This is a genomic window from Affinundibacterium macrobrachii, assembly GCF_014652415.1.
GTDB classification, from domain to species: domain Bacteria; phylum Pseudomonadota; class Gammaproteobacteria; order Burkholderiales; family Burkholderiaceae_D; genus Undibacterium; species Undibacterium macrobrachii.
In genome coordinates this window covers 313,538-329,124 of record NZ_BMYT01000003.1, presented here as the reverse complement: position 1 = coordinate 329,124, position 15,587 = coordinate 313,538, and the positions used below count along the sequence as shown (strand labels likewise).

At 43.1% G+C, this 15,587-nt stretch carries 15 protein-coding genes; 7 read left to right on the top strand and 8 right to left on the bottom strand.

The genetic code is table 11. The features are described 5' to 3' along the window. The first annotated feature begins 40 nt into the window (after positions 1-40). Positions 41-976, top strand: a complete 936-nt coding sequence (gene lpxC / locus IE103_RS10385; protein WP_189346042.1) for a UDP-3-O-acyl-N-acetylglucosamine deacetylase — start codon at positions 41-43, stop codon at positions 974-976. 70 nt (positions 977-1,046) lie between these two features. Here lpxC and IE103_RS10380 read toward each other — a convergent pair whose 3' ends face one another. After that, a complete protein-coding gene (locus IE103_RS10380) occupies positions 1,047-1,541 on the bottom strand; it encodes a DciA family protein (protein ID WP_229827217.1) in 495 nt (164 codons plus the stop codon). A 50-nt stretch (positions 1,542-1,591) separates the two neighbouring features. Here IE103_RS10380 and IE103_RS10375 point away from each other — a divergent pair, with 50 nt between their 5' ends. Then, positions 1,592-2,563 carry a M23 family metallopeptidase gene (locus IE103_RS10375; protein ID WP_189346041.1) on the top strand — a complete coding sequence of 324 codons (972 nt, stop codon included), beginning with the start codon at positions 1,592-1,594 and terminating at the stop codon, positions 2,561-2,563. Between the two features lie 315 nt (positions 2,564-2,878). Beyond that, the gene (secA, locus tag IE103_RS10370; protein WP_189346040.1) at positions 2,879-5,641 is read left to right on the top strand and encodes a preprotein translocase subunit SecA; all 2,763 of its coding nucleotides are present in this window, start codon (positions 2,879-2,881) and stop codon (positions 5,639-5,641) included. A gap of 218 nt (positions 5,642-5,859) precedes the next feature. Here secA and IE103_RS10365 read toward each other — a convergent pair whose 3' ends face one another. The 5 genes from IE103_RS10365 to purB all read right to left on the bottom strand — a co-directional run bounded on the left by IE103_RS10365 (position 5,860) and on the right by purB (position 9,731). Continuing rightward, a complete protein-coding gene (locus tag IE103_RS10365; RefSeq protein ID WP_189346039.1) occupies positions 5,860-6,279 on the bottom strand; it encodes a MarR family winged helix-turn-helix transcriptional regulator in 420 nt (139 codons plus the stop codon). 95 nt (positions 6,280-6,374) lie between these two features. Continuing rightward, positions 6,375-6,944: a YceI family protein gene (locus IE103_RS10360; protein ID WP_189346038.1), complete on the bottom strand. Its 570-nt coding sequence runs from the start codon at positions 6,942-6,944 to the stop codon at positions 6,375-6,377. Positions 6,945-6,961: 17 nt separating this feature from the next. Further along, positions 6,962-7,534 carry a YceI family protein gene (locus IE103_RS10355; RefSeq protein WP_189346037.1) on the bottom strand — a complete coding sequence of 191 codons (573 nt, stop codon included), beginning with the start codon at positions 7,532-7,534 and terminating at the stop codon, positions 6,962-6,964. Beyond that, positions 7,531-8,076, bottom strand: a complete 546-nt coding sequence (locus IE103_RS10350) for a cytochrome b (protein WP_189346036.1) — start codon at positions 8,074-8,076, stop codon at positions 7,531-7,533. Before IE103_RS10350 ends, IE103_RS10355 begins: the two co-directional genes overlap by 4 nt. A 227-nt stretch (positions 8,077-8,303) precedes the next feature. Then, positions 8,304-9,731, bottom strand: coding sequence for an adenylosuccinate lyase (gene purB / locus IE103_RS10345; RefSeq protein ID WP_189346035.1), 1,428 nt, complete (start codon positions 9,729-9,731; stop codon positions 8,304-8,306). Between the two features lie 383 nt (positions 9,732-10,114). Here purB and IE103_RS10340 point away from each other — a divergent pair, with 383 nt between their 5' ends. Further along, on the top strand, positions 10,115-10,723 hold the full coding sequence (locus IE103_RS10340) for a glutathione S-transferase N-terminal domain-containing protein (protein ID WP_189346034.1): 609 nt from the start codon (positions 10,115-10,117) through the stop codon (positions 10,721-10,723). Positions 10,724-10,818: 95 nt separating this feature from the next. Here IE103_RS10340 and IE103_RS10335 read toward each other — a convergent pair whose 3' ends face one another. Both IE103_RS10335 and asd read right to left on the bottom strand, forming a co-directional pair. Then, entirely contained in the window at positions 10,819-11,466 is a 648-nt protein-coding gene (locus IE103_RS10335; RefSeq protein ID WP_189346033.1) for an energy transducer TonB, read from the bottom strand. Positions 11,467-11,759: 293 nt separating this feature from the next. Beyond that, a complete protein-coding gene (gene asd, locus IE103_RS10330; RefSeq protein ID WP_189346032.1) occupies positions 11,760-12,611 on the bottom strand; it encodes an archaetidylserine decarboxylase in 852 nt (283 codons plus the stop codon). Positions 12,612-12,991: 380 nt separating this feature from the next. Between asd and IE103_RS10325 the strand changes: the two genes are divergently transcribed. The 3 genes from IE103_RS10325 to IE103_RS10315 all read left to right on the top strand — a co-directional run bounded on the left by IE103_RS10325 (position 12,992) and on the right by IE103_RS10315 (position 15,577). Further along, positions 12,992-13,540: a peroxiredoxin gene (locus tag IE103_RS10325; protein WP_189346031.1), complete on the top strand. Its 549-nt coding sequence runs from the start codon at positions 12,992-12,994 to the stop codon at positions 13,538-13,540. 110 nt (positions 13,541-13,650) lie between these two features. After that, positions 13,651-14,175 (top strand): carboxymuconolactone decarboxylase family protein, encoded by a 525-nt coding sequence (locus IE103_RS10320; protein ID WP_189346030.1) that lies wholly within the window; start codon positions 13,651-13,653, stop codon positions 14,173-14,175. 343 nt (positions 14,176-14,518) lie between these two features. Beyond that, positions 14,519-15,577 carry an SAM-dependent methyltransferase gene (locus IE103_RS10315; protein ID WP_189346029.1) on the top strand — a complete coding sequence of 353 codons (1,059 nt, stop codon included), beginning with the start codon at positions 14,519-14,521 and terminating at the stop codon, positions 15,575-15,577. Positions 15,578-15,587 lie beyond the last annotated feature (10 nt).

Below are 15,587 nucleotides of genomic sequence, written 5' to 3'. Positions count from 1 at the left end.
ATTTTCTGCGTGAATTGGTTTTGCGATTTATAATCTCACCATGCTAAAACAAAGAACAATTCAAAAAGAGGTGAAAACTATTGGTGTCGGTGTCCATTCCGGAACCAAAGTGACGCTCACACTTCGTCCAGCTCCGGTGAATACGGGAATCATTTTTACACGCGTTGATTTAGTGCCACCAGTCGTTTTTCCGGCGACTGCTTTAAACATTGGTGATACGAAAATGGCATCAACTTTAACCAAAGATGGTGCTAAGGTTTCTACTGTAGAGCATTTGCTCTCCGCTTGTGCTGGCCTGGGTATTGATAATATTTACATCGATGTCAGTGCAGAAGAGATTCCGATTATGGATGGTTCCGCCTCCTCGTTTGTCTATTTGCTGCAGCAAGCTGGAATGCAGGAGCAAGATGCGCCGAAGAAATTTATTCGCGTACTAAAACCTGTAGAAATTCGTGAAGGTAGCGGCAAATCAGAGAAGTGGGCGCGTTTGGAACCTTATGATGGTTTTAAATTGCATTTCTTTATCGAATTTAATCATCCCGCAGTCGATGGTACCAATCAAACTGCCGAAGTAGATTTCGAACAAGTTTCTTACGTTAAAGATGTCGCGCGCGCACGTACTTTTGGATTTATGCAAGATGTAGAGATGCTGCGAGGCATAGGCTTGGCTCGCGGTGGATCGCTCGAAAATGCGATTGTGATGGATGAGTACCGGATTCTGAACGCGGATGGTTTGCGTTTTGATGATGAATTTGTGCGTCATAAAATTCTCGACGCGATCGGTGATTTATATCTAATTGGGCATCCTTTTTTAGCAAGCTATACTGCGCATAAATCAGGTCATGGCTTAAATAATCAGTTGTTGCGTGTATTGTTAGCGCAGCCTGATGCCTATGAAATCATTACTTTCGAAGACGAGAAATCTGCGCCTAAAACCTATGCATATCAAGAACAGCGTGAATGGGCGTTGAATTAGTTTTTGTGAACTAATTCATTCCTGCGTTTTGCCTATTTTTTGCTTAATTTGCTTTATTGATTGCGCCAAGTCAGCCTTGATTCCGATTGAGCAAGCGCGCTAGTGCCGCTTGCAGGCCTGCATTCTGTGGGCTTGCGTCCAAATTATTTTTCAGCTCTTCAAAAGCACTTAATGCAGAACGTGTTAACACGGCTTGCTTGACTGGCTCAGGCTTGGCTATTGCGCGTTTGACTTGTACTTTAATCTTGATTGCGTTAATCTGCCACCCTGCTTGTTGCAAATGAGCTTGCAGTTTTGGTAATTGTTGCTTTAACTTCGCCGCGATAGAAGCATTTGGCGTGGACATTACCAACTGATCGTCATTGAGGTTTAAGACCTCGCAACAATCGAAAATCGCAGGCAAAGCTGCCTTGCATTCTTTTTGTAGCGAAATATTTCGCTTAACTGTCGGTAAAAGTGGGGATAGTTTGTCGTTATGTCGTAGGAATGACGCTATCTCGTTGGTCTGAGCCATCTTTTTGCCACGTTTGACATTTAATCGGTAAGTTGGTTGAGGTGATTGCATATTTCGCACATTACCATAATTTAACTTGTTGATCACGGAGGTAACAGTTAATGCAAGTCATTATCATGCATTCACGTTTGACCCAGGCAAAGTCAGTTACTTTGTCATCCACACATCTACTTGTTTTTCTTGCGGTTTTTTTATTGTTAGCCTTGCTAGCATCCTTTTCATTAATTGGCTTGTTTTCTAGATTTGCGGATTCGGAATCGGCTTGGGTAAAGAATATTTTACCGCAAGCGATGCTGGTATCAAGCGCAGGTTCTTTAAGTGGTAATGATCGATATGTAAAAGAAAATCTAGCTGCAATGGCAGTGAAAATTGGCGAGATGCAGGCACAACTGATTCGTCTTGATGCACTTGGTGAGCGAGTTCAAGGCTTGGCGGGAGTTAAACCGGAAGAGTTTAATTTTAAGGAATTGCCCGGACGCGGTGGCGCAGAGGTGCTTACTGATCTACCCAAATCTGATTTGAATTTACAGGATTTTCAGGCTTCTTTGGATAGTTTATCGAAAGAGCTCAACTATCGTTCCGACTATTTAAATGTGGTTGAGTCAAAGTTGATGAGCTTCAAGCTGCAGGCTAAATTATTGCCAACAATCGTTCCTGTGAATGTTGGTTACAATGCCTCAACATTTGGTCGACGCTTGGATCCATTCTCCGGACGTACAGCTTTTCATGAAGGCTTAGATTTCTCTGCGCCGACTGGGACACCTATCGTAGCTGCTGCTGGTGGTGTCGTGGTTTCTGCAGAATATCATCCCGAATTTGGCAATATGCTGGAGATTGATCATGGCGGCGATATGTTGACACGCTATGCCCACGCTTCGAAATTGCTCGCCAAAGTAGGCGATATCGTAAAGCGTGGCCAGCACATCGCGAATATAGGTTCAACTGGCCGTTCAACAGGTGCGCATTTGCACTTTGAGGTCAGAATTAAAGGCGTTCCACAAAATCCACATAAATTCCTCAACGCTGGTAGCAATGGTGGAGATGTCTCAAAGCTGGCTGCAACCGCTCCTTAATTGCGTTACCAAGTCAATTGATATTGAGTCATTAATATGAATATTGAAAAGGTTTAAATCATTGGCAGCCTCCCTCCGCATTTATATTTCTTATCTTTTTTGTTGTTCAATCACTAGCATTTTTTTCACAAAGACAAAATCCCGTCTTGAATTTGTATGATTTGCCACCAACTCATACAAGTTCTTCCTTGTCTTGCTCTCAGAAAATCTAGAAAGCTAGGTGAGCCATGTTAAAATTAAAAGTTAATCATATCTGCTGCATTGATGTTGTATTGCAGTGTTTTAGAACCTATACCCTTCATACTCACTACTAGCATGTCATTCCTGACCAAAATATTCGGTAGCCGTAATCAAAGGCTCTTGAAACAATACCAAAAAATTGTGCGCGAAATTAACGCACTAGAGCCAAAGTATGAAACTTTGTCAGATGATCAACTCAAGGCGAAGACCCCAGAATTTAAAGAGCGTTTGGCGAAAGGCGCGACGCTAGATTCATTGTTGCCAGAGGCATTTGCTGTTTGTCGTGAGGCAAGCAAGCGTGTCTTGAAAATGCGTCATTTTGATGTGCAATTGATTGGTGGTATGGCCTTGCACTTTGGCAAAATTGCTGAAATGGGCACCGGTGAAGGTAAGACCTTGATGGCGACTTTGCCGATTTACCTCAATGCTTTGTCTGGCAAGGGTGTGCACGTCGTTACCGTCAATGACTATTTGGCGCAACGCGATGCGGATCAGATGGGGCAACTCTACGGTTGGTTGGGTTTAAGCACCGGGGTCAATTTGTCGCAGCTGGAGCACGATGCTAAGCAAGTTGCTTACGGCTCAGATATTACTTATGGCACAAATAATGAGTATGGCTTTGACTACTTGCGCGACAACATGGTGTACGAAGCCAAGGACAGAGTTCAACGCGGATTAAATTTCGCTGTGGTCGATGAAGTTGACTCGATTTTGATTGACGAAGCACGTACACCGTTAATCATTTCTGGGCAAGCAGAAAATCACACTGAGCTTTACTACAAAATTAATGAAGTACCGAAGCTGTTGACTTTACAAATCGGTGAGGAAACGCCTGATGGTAAAGGCGTTGTAGAAGTTCCTGGTGACTACACCAAAGATGAAAAATCACATCAAGTTTTGTTGACTGAAGCTGGTCACGATAAGTGTGAGCGTATTTTGACGCAAATGGGTTTGTTGCCGGAAGGTGCATCTTTATATGATGCGTCGAACATCTCTTTGGTTCATCACTTGTACGCGGCTCTGCGTGCGCATGCTTTGTATTTCAAAGATCAACACTATGTGGTTTTGAGTGATGAGATCGTGATCGTCGATGAGTTCACTGGTCGTATGATGACGGGTCGTCGCTGGTCGGATGGTTTGCATCAAGCGGTCGAAGCAAAAGAGGGTGTTCGTATTCAAAACGAGAACCAAACTTTGGCATCCATCACTTTTCAAAATTACTTCCGTATGTATGCGCGTTTATCAGGTATGACTGGTACGGCGGATACAGAAGCTTATGAATTCCAAGAAATTTATAATCTCGAAACGGTAGTCATCCCACCAAATCGCCCATCTGCGCGTAAAGATCGTCAAGACCAAGTCTACAAATCCGCCGAAGAAAAATACGGTGCGATGTTGAAGGATATTCAGGATTGCTATGAACGTGGTCAACCTGTATTAGTCGGTACCACCTCGATTGAAAACTCTGAATTGTTGTCTGGTATTTTGGATAAAGCCAAATTGCCACACAATGTATTGAACGCAAAGCAGCACGCGCGTGAAGCAGAAATTATTGCGCAAGCAGGTCGTCCAAAAGCAATCACGATTGCTACCAATATGGCAGGTCGCGGTACTGATATTGTTTTGGGTGGTAATGTTGCAAAACAAGTGCAAATGATTGAAGCGTCTGACACCTTATCCGACGCTGAAAAGCAAAAGCAAGCCCAAAAATTGCGTGAGGAATGGCAATCGTTGCATGACCAAGTGGTTGCCGCTGGTGGTTTGCATATTGTCGGTACAGAGCGTCATGAGTCTCGCCGTGTTGATAATCAGTTGCGTGGTCGCTCTGGACGCCAAGGCGATCCAGGTTCTTCGCGTTTCTATCTTTCTTTAGACGATGCCTTGCTGCGTATTTTCGCGGGTGATCGCGTTCGCGCGATTATGGATCGTTTGAAAATGCCCGAAGGTGAACCGATTGAAGCTGGTATCGTAAGTCGTTCAATTGAGTCGGCACAGCGCAAAGTTGAGGCACGTAACTTTGATATTCGTAAGCAATTGCTTGAATACGATGACGTTGCCAATGATCAGCGTAAAGTGATTTACCAGCAACGTAATGAATTGCTGGAAGCGCATGATATGTCAGAAATGATTGCATCTCTGCGTGACGGTATGTTCCACGATTTGGTACGTCAATATGTTCCTGCTGAAACAGTTGAGGAACAATGGGATTTACCTGGCTTGCAGGCAGTGTTAGCGGCAGAATGGTCTTTAAATCTTGATTTAGTCAGTCTGTTAGAAACAGAAAAGAATTTGACTGATGAGGATATCTTAGAAAAAGTCGTGGCAGCTGCAAAAGCCGAATATGACGCTAAGTTGGAATTGGTTGGTAAAGACGCGTTTGCCGGATTTGAGCGCAGCGTGATGTTGCAAAGTATTGATAATCACTGGCGTGAACATTTGGCCGCTTTGGATCATTTGCGTCAAGGTATTCACTTGCGTGGTTACGCGCAAAAGAATCCTAAGCAAGAATATAAGCGCGAAGCGTTTGAATTGTTTGGTCAAATGTTGGACATGATCAAAAACGAAGTGGTGCGTATTGTTGTCACGGTTCGTATTCAATCTCGTGAAGAAATTGAAGCAGCTGAGCAGCAAATGGCGCAGTCTCAAATTGAGAACGTACATTACCAACATGCTGAATTTGATGCGAATGCTTCTCCCGAAGAAATGCTAGCACCAGCACCTGTCGCTGCAGATGAAAATGTGCCGATGGTTGATCATGGGTTCAAGATTGGGCGCAATGATCCTTGTCCATGCGGCAGCGGTAAGAAATATAAGCAATGCCACGGAAAATTGGTTTAAGACGAATTTTTTTGCTGTATTGTGAAACAAAAAAAGACGGGATTTCCCGTCTTTTTTGTTTTCTTAAATCTGAATCTCAGTATGCTGAAAATGCAGGGAGGCAACTTGCTGGATTATTCGGCGGAGTTACAGAAGCGTGTTGACAACGCAAGTCAGCAGTCCTTGAAATGCAGGATGATAAAAAGTTTTTTTGGTGGTGATTGCGATGTGTTTTGCACTCAGCTAAGCGTGTTTTTTAGTTTGATTAACTGTGCCTCCAAGGCATCAAAATCAGCGCTTTGGTAATCGCTAAACATCACTCTGCCTTGATTAACAATTTCAGGGAAAGATCTATTGAATTCCGTGTCACCAGCGGGCGTCAATTTGACAAACAATTGACGTCGGTCTTCGCCACGCTCTCGCTGAATCAAACCTTTGCTTTCCAAGCGATCGAGTACGCCGGTCAGTGTTCCTTTGGTGATCAGAGTTTTTTCGCCTAATTCTTTACAAGTCATTCCCTTGGTATTACCTAAGGTGGCGATAATATCAAATTGAGATTCAGTTAGACCTAAAGCTTTAACGCGTTTGGCTGAGGATTTCTCAAATAATTGCATGCACTCTGCCAAGAGACGAATGCTGCGTAAGTAACGTTTATCCATGATGATTGAGAAGATATGAAAGGCTGATTAGCTATTGAAGCGGATTCAGCCTTTCAAGGGAGAAGTTTGTTGGACTTCGTTGGCCTTAGTCGGAATTAATTTGACTTCACAGCCTCAACTTGAATTGCTAACTTGACGTCTGGAGAAAAACCCCAGTTGATTGCATAGTTCATGCCGAAATCGCTACGTTTGAATTCTGCACTCGCATCTGCACCGCAGATTTCTTTTTTCGTCATCGCATCTTGAATGCATTTGAATTTATTGACGGTCAGATTGACTGGTTTAGTAACGCCCAACATCGTCAATTCGCCTTCAACAGCCACCAAAGTGTCACCGTTGAATTTCATTGATTTACCAACATAAGTGATGGTTGGGAACTGTGGCACGTTGAACATATCTTTATTTTTTGCATGTTCATTCATTTTTGCATGACCAAAATCGATTGAATTTGCATCGATCGTGATGTTCATGGTGCCAGTTTTGGCAGCACGATCTAAAGTAATCGTACCTTCTGTTTTTGTAAATTTACCGCGCCAGAAAGAAATACCTTTGTGATCCGCTTCAAAGCTAGGATAAGTGTGGGAAGAATCGATTTTGTATGTTTGTGCGAAACTTGGTGCTGCAACTGCAAACAAAGCGACTGCTAAGAAATGATTTAATTTCATGGTATTGCTCCTATAAATTAAGGGTTGGTGACTACTTTAAATTTGATGATGACTTCGTCAGCGACCATACTGGTGTCTTTCCATTCACCTTCGCCGATATTAAATTGCAAGCGTTTGATGGGTAAGTTGCCTTCAAAACTAAGCGCCTTACCTTCGCTCTTCACTTGCAATGGAAAACGTACTGCTTGAGTTTTACCTTTGATAGTTAAATTGCCGCTCACTTCGAGTTTGCCTGCACCCAAATTTTTCATCGAGGTTGAAACAAAATTCGCTTTGGCAAATTGCGCGGCATTAAACCATTCTTTCTTCAATACTTCTTGGTTGTACTCTGGGGCTGGTAGGTCGACACTATTCAAATCGATCTCTACTTTTGCAGAAGACAATTCAGGTTTTGCTGCGTTGTAATCAATGAGTGCCTGAAATTTTTTGAACCGTGCTTGTACCGGCACTTCCATTTGCTTAAACACAAAATGAACGGTGCTTTTACCTGCATCGAGATTGAGATTCGCGGCCAGTAGTACCGTAGAACTACAGAGTGCAGCGATAGCCAAAACAGATGCGCTAATCTTTTTTAGTGGACGGGAGATCATGTTGATTCCTTGTTTGATTTGGTTGGTAACATGCGTTGTAGTACGCCATCTTTGTTGATGAATTGATGTTTGAGTGCAGCACCGATATGCAATAGGACGATCGCAAACATACATTTCGTGAGGATTTCATGTGCTTCTTTTAAACTGTCTTTCCATTCTGGATTGGGCTCAATTAACGCAGGCAATTCAAACAAACCTAAGTACACGACTGGAAAACCGGCCGCATACGAATACAAGTAGCCCGATAGAGGCACCGCAAACATCAAAAAGTACAAGCCAATATGCGCTGCATTCGCCGCTTGTTTCTCCCAAACTTGCATGCTATCGGGATAGCTAGGTGCGCCTTTGATTAACCGAACCAGTAGGCGTAAAGCGACGAATCCTAAGATCGTAACTCCCAGCCACTTATGCCAAGAATACAGCTTGAGCTTGGTGGGGCTAATTCTAAGATCGGTCATGCAAGAGCCGAGAATAAATGCAGCGATGATCAATATTGCGATCAACCAATGCATGACAATGCTAATTGTTGGGTAGCGTTGCATACGAATTCCTAAATGTAAATTAGTTCGAAGTAGGACTAATATAGCAAAGAAAAAGAAAGTTTGCTTGATTTGATCAAAAAAAGATCAATTTCAGAGGAGGCTTATTTAAGGTGGGGGGGGGGAGAAGATAGCTGGAAGTTTTAATGTGCTTCCAACTATCTTTTTTGATTTAATTCAGGTTGTATTGATTGAGTTCATCCTTATCGACGAACTCTAACAATTTCAACTTAGATTGCAGCCGCCAATTTTGCCGCGATACCAGTGTAATTTGCTGGTGTCATTGCCAGCAATTGTTCTTTCGCTTCTTGCGGGATGCTTAAGCCGACAATAAATTCACGCAAGGCTTCTTTTGAGATTCCTTTGCCGCGCGTGAGTTCTTTCAGTTGTTCGTATGGATTTTCGATACCGTAACGACGCATGACTGTTTGCACAGGCTCAGCTAACACTTCCCATGTGTTATCCAGATCTTCTGCCAAACGAACTTGGTTGGTTTCTAATTTATTTAGACCACGCACACAGCTATCGTAGGCTAACAAAGTGTAACCGAGCGCAACACCAATATTGCGTAAGACTGTTGAATCAGTCAGATCGCGCTGCCAGCGTGAGATTGGCAATTTTTCGGACAAGTGTTTGAGAAGCGCATTTGCGAGACCGAGGTTACCTTCGGAGTTTTCAAAATCAATAGGATTGACTTTGTGCGGCATGGTTGATGAGCCAATTTCTCCAGCTTTGGTTTTTTGCTTGAAGTAGCCAACAGAAATATAACCCCAGATATCGCGGTTTAAATCGAGCAAAATTGTATTTGCGCGAGCGAATGCGTCAAACATTTCTGCCATGTAGTCGTGCGGTTCAATTTGAATCGTGTATGGGTTGTAGCTTAAGCCTAGACGATTTTCGATAACGTCTTTAGAAAAACTTTCCCAGTCATGTGAAGGATAGGCAGATAAATGCGCATTGTAGTTACCAACTGCACCGTTCATTTTTCCCAATATTTCAACTTGTGCGATACGTTGTGCTGCACGTTGCAAACGCGCGACTACGTTTGCCATCTCTTTACCTAAGGTAGTTGGGCTTGCTGTTTGTCCATGTGTGCGGGAAAGCATGGGTACCTTGGCATTTTCGTGGGCGATTTCCTTCAAACGATCAATCAGCTTTTGTAATGCTGGCAGCATGACGTTATCGCGCGCTGTTTTGAGCATCATGCCGTGTGAGGTATTGTTGATATCTTCAGAGGTGCATGCAAAGTGGATAAATTCAGCAGCTGCCTTGAGTTCCGCCGTAATTTCAGGCGCAATCTGTAAATCACGCTTCGGTAGGTGATCGTAGCTAGTAGGTAAAGCTAAACCGACGGATTCTTTGAGCCAGTATTCCACTGCCTTAACGTCGTGATTAGTGACAGCTTCGATGGCTTTGATGCGCGCCGCATCTTCTTCTGAAAAATTGTTTGCGATTTGATTCAGTAATGTATTCGCTGCTTCTGAGAAGGGTTTAATCTCAGCGAAGCCAGCCAAAGACAAAGCTTGTAACCAAGAAATCTCCACTTTTACGCGGTGATGCATAAAACCAGCTTCTGATAAGGTAGAACGCAAAGCATCAACTTTTGATGCATAGCGTCCATCAAGGGGAGACAGGGCGGATAGAGTGGAGAGTGACATAGAATGACCAGAAAAGTAAGAACGAAGTAAAAAAACTTAGTAGCGATGGTGCAAACGCACAGTAGAGATGCCACAAATTATGCCGCGAATAGTTCCAGTTGAAATCAAGGGTAATGAGGAAGTCGCAATTAAATGCAAGGAAAGCGCGCTGAATTTGTTTTAATCTCTACCAAATAGCGAAATCAAAGGCCGTCATTTTAACATGGCCTATCGCTATTTCAGCATTTCACAATTGTTGAAGATCTGTTGGCAACAGTTGGTGTCTGGCTATTGAAGTGCGCAATGCTATAATTTCACCAAGTCAACATATAGCGATGGTAAATTACTTTGCTAATCGGTAATTCTAATTAAAGTAACTTAATCTATTTTTCTTTTCAAAGTCTATGAAACTAATCGGCTCCCTTGCAAGTCCGTACGTGAGAAAAGTCCGCATCGTGATGGCGGAAAAGAAGTTGGATTATGCGTTGATACTCGAAAACGTATGGGCAAATGACACGACCATTCAGCAGTCAAATCCGCTCGGCAAAGTACCTTGTCTTTTGATGGAAGATGGTGGTGCGATGTTTGATTCACGTGTGATTGTTGAGTATCTTGATACCTTAACGCCAGTCGGCAAACTTATCCCCGCTCACGGACGTGAACGTGCTGAAGTGAAAAATTGGGAAGCCTTGGCCGATGGTATTTTGGATGCCGCGGTATTAGTGCGTGTTGAGCGCACCATGCGCGCGCCGGAAATCCAGAGTGAGGCATGGGTAAATCGGCAGATGGATAAAGTAAATGCCGGCTTAAAATCAATGTCACTTGGTTTAGGTGAATCAGTGTTTTGCGTAGGTAATCATTTAACTTTGGCAGATATTAGTGTCGCTTGCTGCTTAGGTTGGTTAAGTTTTCGCTTTCCAGCAATTGCATGGCGTGACGAATATCCTAATTTGGCCAAATTATTTGATAAATTGTCTGAACGCCCTTCATTTAAAGATACGCTGCCAGAGTAATTGATTCTTTGACGCACAGATCTTGCCAATTCATTTGGCGCAAAAAAAGCATGTCATAAGATATGCTTTTTTATGGTCAAAATCCAATATTTTGCTTAGCCACGCAGCGAGAAGTTAATACTTGCTGTCGCTAGTACTGTGGTCGCTTTGCCATCTTCAAGATAAGGTTTAAACAAGGCGCGCAGCAAGGCAATTTTTGCTGATTCATCTAAGCGCGCAAAGCCGGACGATTTCACAATCTCGACTTTTTCTGCGCGGCCTTTGTCATTCACCAGTACTTGCATGACGACGCGTCCTTCTTCGCCCATACGTCTTGCCATTGGAGGATAATCAGCTTGTGGTGCGTGAATATACTCAACCGCGCTCACATGCTTAGGTCCAGCTGGTTCCGATTTGGCGATGACGTTGGTTTGTGGTGCTGGGCTAGGAGGAGTTGGTGCGATAGTCTCGGCTGTTACTGGTGTCGCTGTGATCGCATTTTCGGTCACTTGTTGAACCGCGATTTGGGTTACAACAGGTGGCACTGTATTTGTCGGAGTTACTGCCTTTTCAATCTTCTTTGGTGGTGCAACAGGTTTTGGAAGTGCGCTAGGTACCATCATGACGATCGTTTCTTTTGGCGCGCTTTGGAAATGCTTTACTGGATTCAAAATAATCAAACTAAACACTAACACGTGGGATAACACAATGAAGCTACCCGTTGCGAAACGACGTGGAAGTTGTGGGGACTGCAGCGTGTTCATATGCTTGCCTTGCCAAATTAAGTTTAATAATCTAAATAAGAATAATTCGTATTTAGATTATGTATCAAAATCGAGGCCTGTGCAAGAAATTTGTGCAGTGCAGAATCATAAAGTTTGTGCTGGCTCAATAAATCAAAACTTAGTGCCTTCGATTTAATGTGGCGGTGGAAATTTTTGGGAAGATTTTAGCTTGGAGGAAGCTTGCGGTGGTGGCATTGAAGCTGATTGTGATCTAGCTTTGATCTAGTCTGTGATCTCAATAGACCACGCACAGCATCGAGATACTATTTTAATTATTTATTGATTGCAGCACCCATAGGCTCGCCAAGTCGAACAGCGCCAGCCGCTTGCCAATCCTGATTGAATTGCATACTGTCTTTACCGAACAGCATCACGACCGTTGAGCCGAGTAAAAATCGTCCCATTTCTTCACCTTTCTTTAGGTGAATATGTTGATCTGCATAACGCCATTCGCGCACATTTTTGCTGCGAGGAGGATTCACAATTCCGTGCCAAGCGGTTTGCATACTACCCACGATGGTTGCACCAACCAACACCAGTACAAACTCACCATAAGCAGAATCAAATACGCAAACCACGCGTTCATTACGAGCGAATAAACCTGGGACGCCGCGTGCGGTGGTTGGATTGACCGAAAACAGTTCGCCGGGCACATAAATCATACGTGTTAAGCGACCGTCACATGGCATGTGAATGCGGTGGTAATCTCGGGGACTCAAGTAAATATTAGCAAACTGGCCGTCATGATATTTTTCGGCGAGACTGGCATCACCACCAACGAGGGCGGTGGTAGAAAAATAATGCCCTTTTGCTTGGAAAATCTGCCCTGCGGCAATGTTGCCAAATTCGCTGATGGCGCCGTCTACTGGGCACACATATTTTGCTGACGAGATGGGGCGAGCATCAGCACGTAAAGGGCGTGTAAAAAACTCATTAAAACTAGCATAGCTTGCGGTATCAGGATTGGCCGCTTCTTGCATATTGACATTGTATTTCTTTACAAACCAGTTGATTAATCGCGTTGTCCGCTTGCCACCACGATCATTCGCGACCAAACCAGCAAAGGCAGTTAATAAATATTTAGGTAAAAAATATTGCGGTAGGACAGCTAAACGATCAGACACGGCAAACTCGTCAGTTAAATAAGGATTTGCGATTATAGCGGGTCATATTGAATAAACCGAAGTTTTCGTTTCTGGAATGGATAAATGACGCTGCGAATTTGGTGGTGCAAGAGTTCAATCTTAGGTATCGATAGCCAAAACGTTTGTGCTAGCATGTCATCACAATTTCATCTGATGTGCGCACTATGCTATTAATGAGACTTAGGCAGAAGCTAAGAGGTATTTAGAAATAATCTATTGGATTCGAATGATTCATAGTGATAAGCTTCGTCCCAGTTGTGAAATTAAACCAAATTCGTTGATACATGTGTCGTTAAGACTTGAAAAAACATGCATCGGCAATAAATGTAAGACTCATCTCAATTTATCAGGAGAAATTAATGAAAACAGTTGGACAAAAACTCGATGCATTCAGCGTACCAGCAGCTAAGCCAGGTTTTAATCATCATGAAGAAAATGGTGTATCCGCTTTTGAAACCATCACTGAAGCGTCTTTCCCAGGTAAATGGAAAGTTATTTATTTCTATCCAAAAGATTTCACATTCGTCTGCCCAACTGAAATCGTTGAATTTGCTAAATTGGCAAACGACTTCTCCGACCGCGATGCAGTGTTGATGGGTGGTTCTACCGATAACGAATTTTGCAAATTGGCATGGCGCCGTGAACACAAAGATTTGGATAAGTTGAATCACTATGCATTTGGTGATGCGACAGGTTCTTTGGTAGATATGTTGGGTGTTCGTGATGTCAACGCTGGCGTCGCTTTGCGTGCAACTTTCATCGTTGATCCAGACAATGTGATTCAACACGTTTCTGTCAATAACTTGAACGTAGGCCGTAACCCAACTGAAATCTTGCGTATTTTGGATGGTTTGCAAACGGACGAATTGTGCCCATGCAACCGTTCAGTTGGCGGTTCTACTTTGTAATGATGATTGCGGCTCGCCAATGCTTACCAATGATCGGTAAATTTTGGCGCTCGCAGTAAAATCAACCCGCTCCGGCGGGTTTTAAAAGCTCCAATTAATAGGTGAAAACTATGGAATTTCTTACTTCGATTAAAAATAGCATTCCTGATTATGCAAAAGATATTCGTTTGAATGTAGACAGCACAATTGCACGCTCTAGTTTAGAAGGTAACGATGCTGTAGGAGTCGCCTTGGCTGCGGCATTCGCGGCAAAGAGTAAAGTGCTGATTGATTTGATTAAAAATTCTGGCCACATCGCACCGGAAGAAGTCCAAGCTGCATTGACTGCTGCTTCATTGATGGGAATGAATAATGTGTGGTATCCGTATGTTGAAATGGCGGATGATGAAGACCTGAAATCACAAGGCGCACAATTGCGTATGAATGCCTATGCGACTAATGGTGGCGTGGATAAGCGTCGCTTTGAAATGTATGCACTGGCAGCATCGATTGTAGGTAAATGCCACTTCTGCGTGAAGTCGCATTTTGACTTGTTGCGTAAAGAAGGTATGTCGACGACCCAATTGCGTGATGTTGGTCGTATCGCTGCTGTCATTAATGCCGCATCACAGGTGATTGCTGCTGAAGCGGCATAAGTAGATTTTTTTGTGGAGGCTATTCAAATGAAATCAGATTTTGTAACCCTGGCGCTGCAGATCTTGGTCGATATGAGTAGTGCGAAATAAATGATCTAGCATCGTATGTAAAAAGCCGCAGTTTGCGGCTTTTTCATTTTGTATTGATGATTTTTAATGTGTTTTTTAACGCTAGATAATATCCTTGTCACTTTTAATTCCCTCGCGTATCGTCAATTTTTTCAAACATAGTTTGCTCGATTTTTTTATATCTATAGTTCGATCAACTTGTGACGTTTTCATGTTGGGCAAAGCATGGTAATTCCATGCACCGTATCTATCATCATTTCTATATCTCATTCTCATGCAAAATCGTGAAGTATTTGAACAATTGGCGCAGGCAATTTTGGCGTCTGAGCGCTCTGCCTCAAGTCTGTTCAAAGAATTAAATTTGCTGAGCGATATGTTGGTAAGGATTGGGCAGTATCCGAATTGCTCTGATGGTGACTTAGCTAAAGGTGAAACGCGGACAGCACAGGGCTTGGCGTTGTCACCGCAGGCTGCGGCGATGTGTTCAAGAGATTTTGTGAGGACTGTACAGTTTATGCGCGGCGTTTTTCAGGCGGTTAGTAAACAAATTTTGGAAACGCCAACGCGAACGGTAAATTTGTTGTACGTCGGTTGCGGTCCATTTGCTTTATTGGTTTTACCATTGATGCTGCGTTTGAATCCGCAACAAGTACAAATCAATTTGATCGATATCCATCGAGATTCATTAGATTCAGCCAAGCGTATTATTGATTATTTAGAGTTGCAAGCATTTATTGCTGAGGCCGAGCTTGTCGATGCAATGACTTATAGCGTTGATCGTGAACGAACTCCCGACATCGTATTGTTGGAGATTATGCAGGCAAGTTTGGAGAAAGAGCCACAGGTCGCATTATCTCGACATTTAATGAAACAGGTACCAAATGCGCTACTTATTCCGGAGAACATTGAGGTATCGTTGTGTTTGCTTGATCCATCGACCGAATTCTCTCTGCATGATTTGGGTCATGAATTAAACCACGATTTTAGCGATGATAAAAAAACTGTGTCGCGGCAAAGGATACATTTGGCATCGTTAATTCAAGTGAATCGACAAACAATTCAAGCTTGGGAAAATATTGTGGATAGCAATTTGCCAGCGGTTTTCGTCACTATGCCAATTCAGGTTCCTTGTGGATATAGTGCTATGTTAATGACTTCAGTGAAAGTCTATGGCGAATATGAGTTGCATACCTATGATTCCGGACTAACTTATCCGCGCCATTTGAATACCCTCTTTCGTGGTGGCGACGTTCTTTGTTTTAGTTATGCATTTGGTGAGCATCCTGGATTGCTCGTCGATGTGCAAAATGAATCATCTGTAATTCGTAAATGAATTTTTATAA

Excerpts from the sequence above, each read along its gene's own strand:
- lpxC (WP_189346042.1), top strand. The coding sequence starts at position 41 with ATGCTAAAACAAAGAACAATTCAAAAAGAGGTGAAAACTATTGGTGTC.
- IE103_RS10380 (WP_229827217.1), bottom strand. The coding sequence starts at position 1,541 with ATGCAATCACCTCAACCAACTTACCGATTAAATGTCAAACGTGGCAAA.
- IE103_RS10375 (WP_189346041.1), top strand. The coding sequence starts at position 1,592 with ATGCAAGTCATTATCATGCATTCACGTTTGACCCAGGCAAAGTCAGTT.
- secA (WP_189346040.1), top strand. The coding sequence starts at position 2,879 with ATGTCATTCCTGACCAAAATATTCGGTAGCCGTAATCAAAGGCTCTTG.
- IE103_RS10365 (WP_189346039.1), bottom strand. The coding sequence starts at position 6,279 with ATGGATAAACGTTACTTACGCAGCATTCGTCTCTTGGCAGAGTGCATG.
- IE103_RS10360 (WP_189346038.1), bottom strand. The coding sequence starts at position 6,944 with ATGAAATTAAATCATTTCTTAGCAGTCGCTTTGTTTGCAGTTGCAGCA.
- IE103_RS10355 (WP_189346037.1), bottom strand. The coding sequence starts at position 7,534 with ATGATCTCCCGTCCACTAAAAAAGATTAGCGCATCTGTTTTGGCTATC.
- IE103_RS10350 (WP_189346036.1), bottom strand. The coding sequence starts at position 8,076 with ATGCAACGCTACCCAACAATTAGCATTGTCATGCATTGGTTGATCGCA.
- purB (WP_189346035.1), bottom strand. The coding sequence starts at position 9,731 with ATGTCACTCTCCACTCTATCCGCCCTGTCTCCCCTTGATGGACGCTAT.
- IE103_RS10340 (WP_189346034.1), top strand. The coding sequence starts at position 10,115 with ATGAAACTAATCGGCTCCCTTGCAAGTCCGTACGTGAGAAAAGTCCGC.
- IE103_RS10335 (WP_189346033.1), bottom strand. The coding sequence starts at position 11,466 with ATGAACACGCTGCAGTCCCCACAACTTCCACGTCGTTTCGCAACGGGT.
- IE103_RS10325 (WP_189346031.1), top strand. The coding sequence starts at position 12,992 with ATGAAAACAGTTGGACAAAAACTCGATGCATTCAGCGTACCAGCAGCT.
- IE103_RS10320 (WP_189346030.1), top strand. The coding sequence starts at position 13,651 with ATGGAATTTCTTACTTCGATTAAAAATAGCATTCCTGATTATGCAAAA.
- IE103_RS10315 (WP_189346029.1), top strand. The coding sequence starts at position 14,519 with ATGCAAAATCGTGAAGTATTTGAACAATTGGCGCAGGCAATTTTGGCG.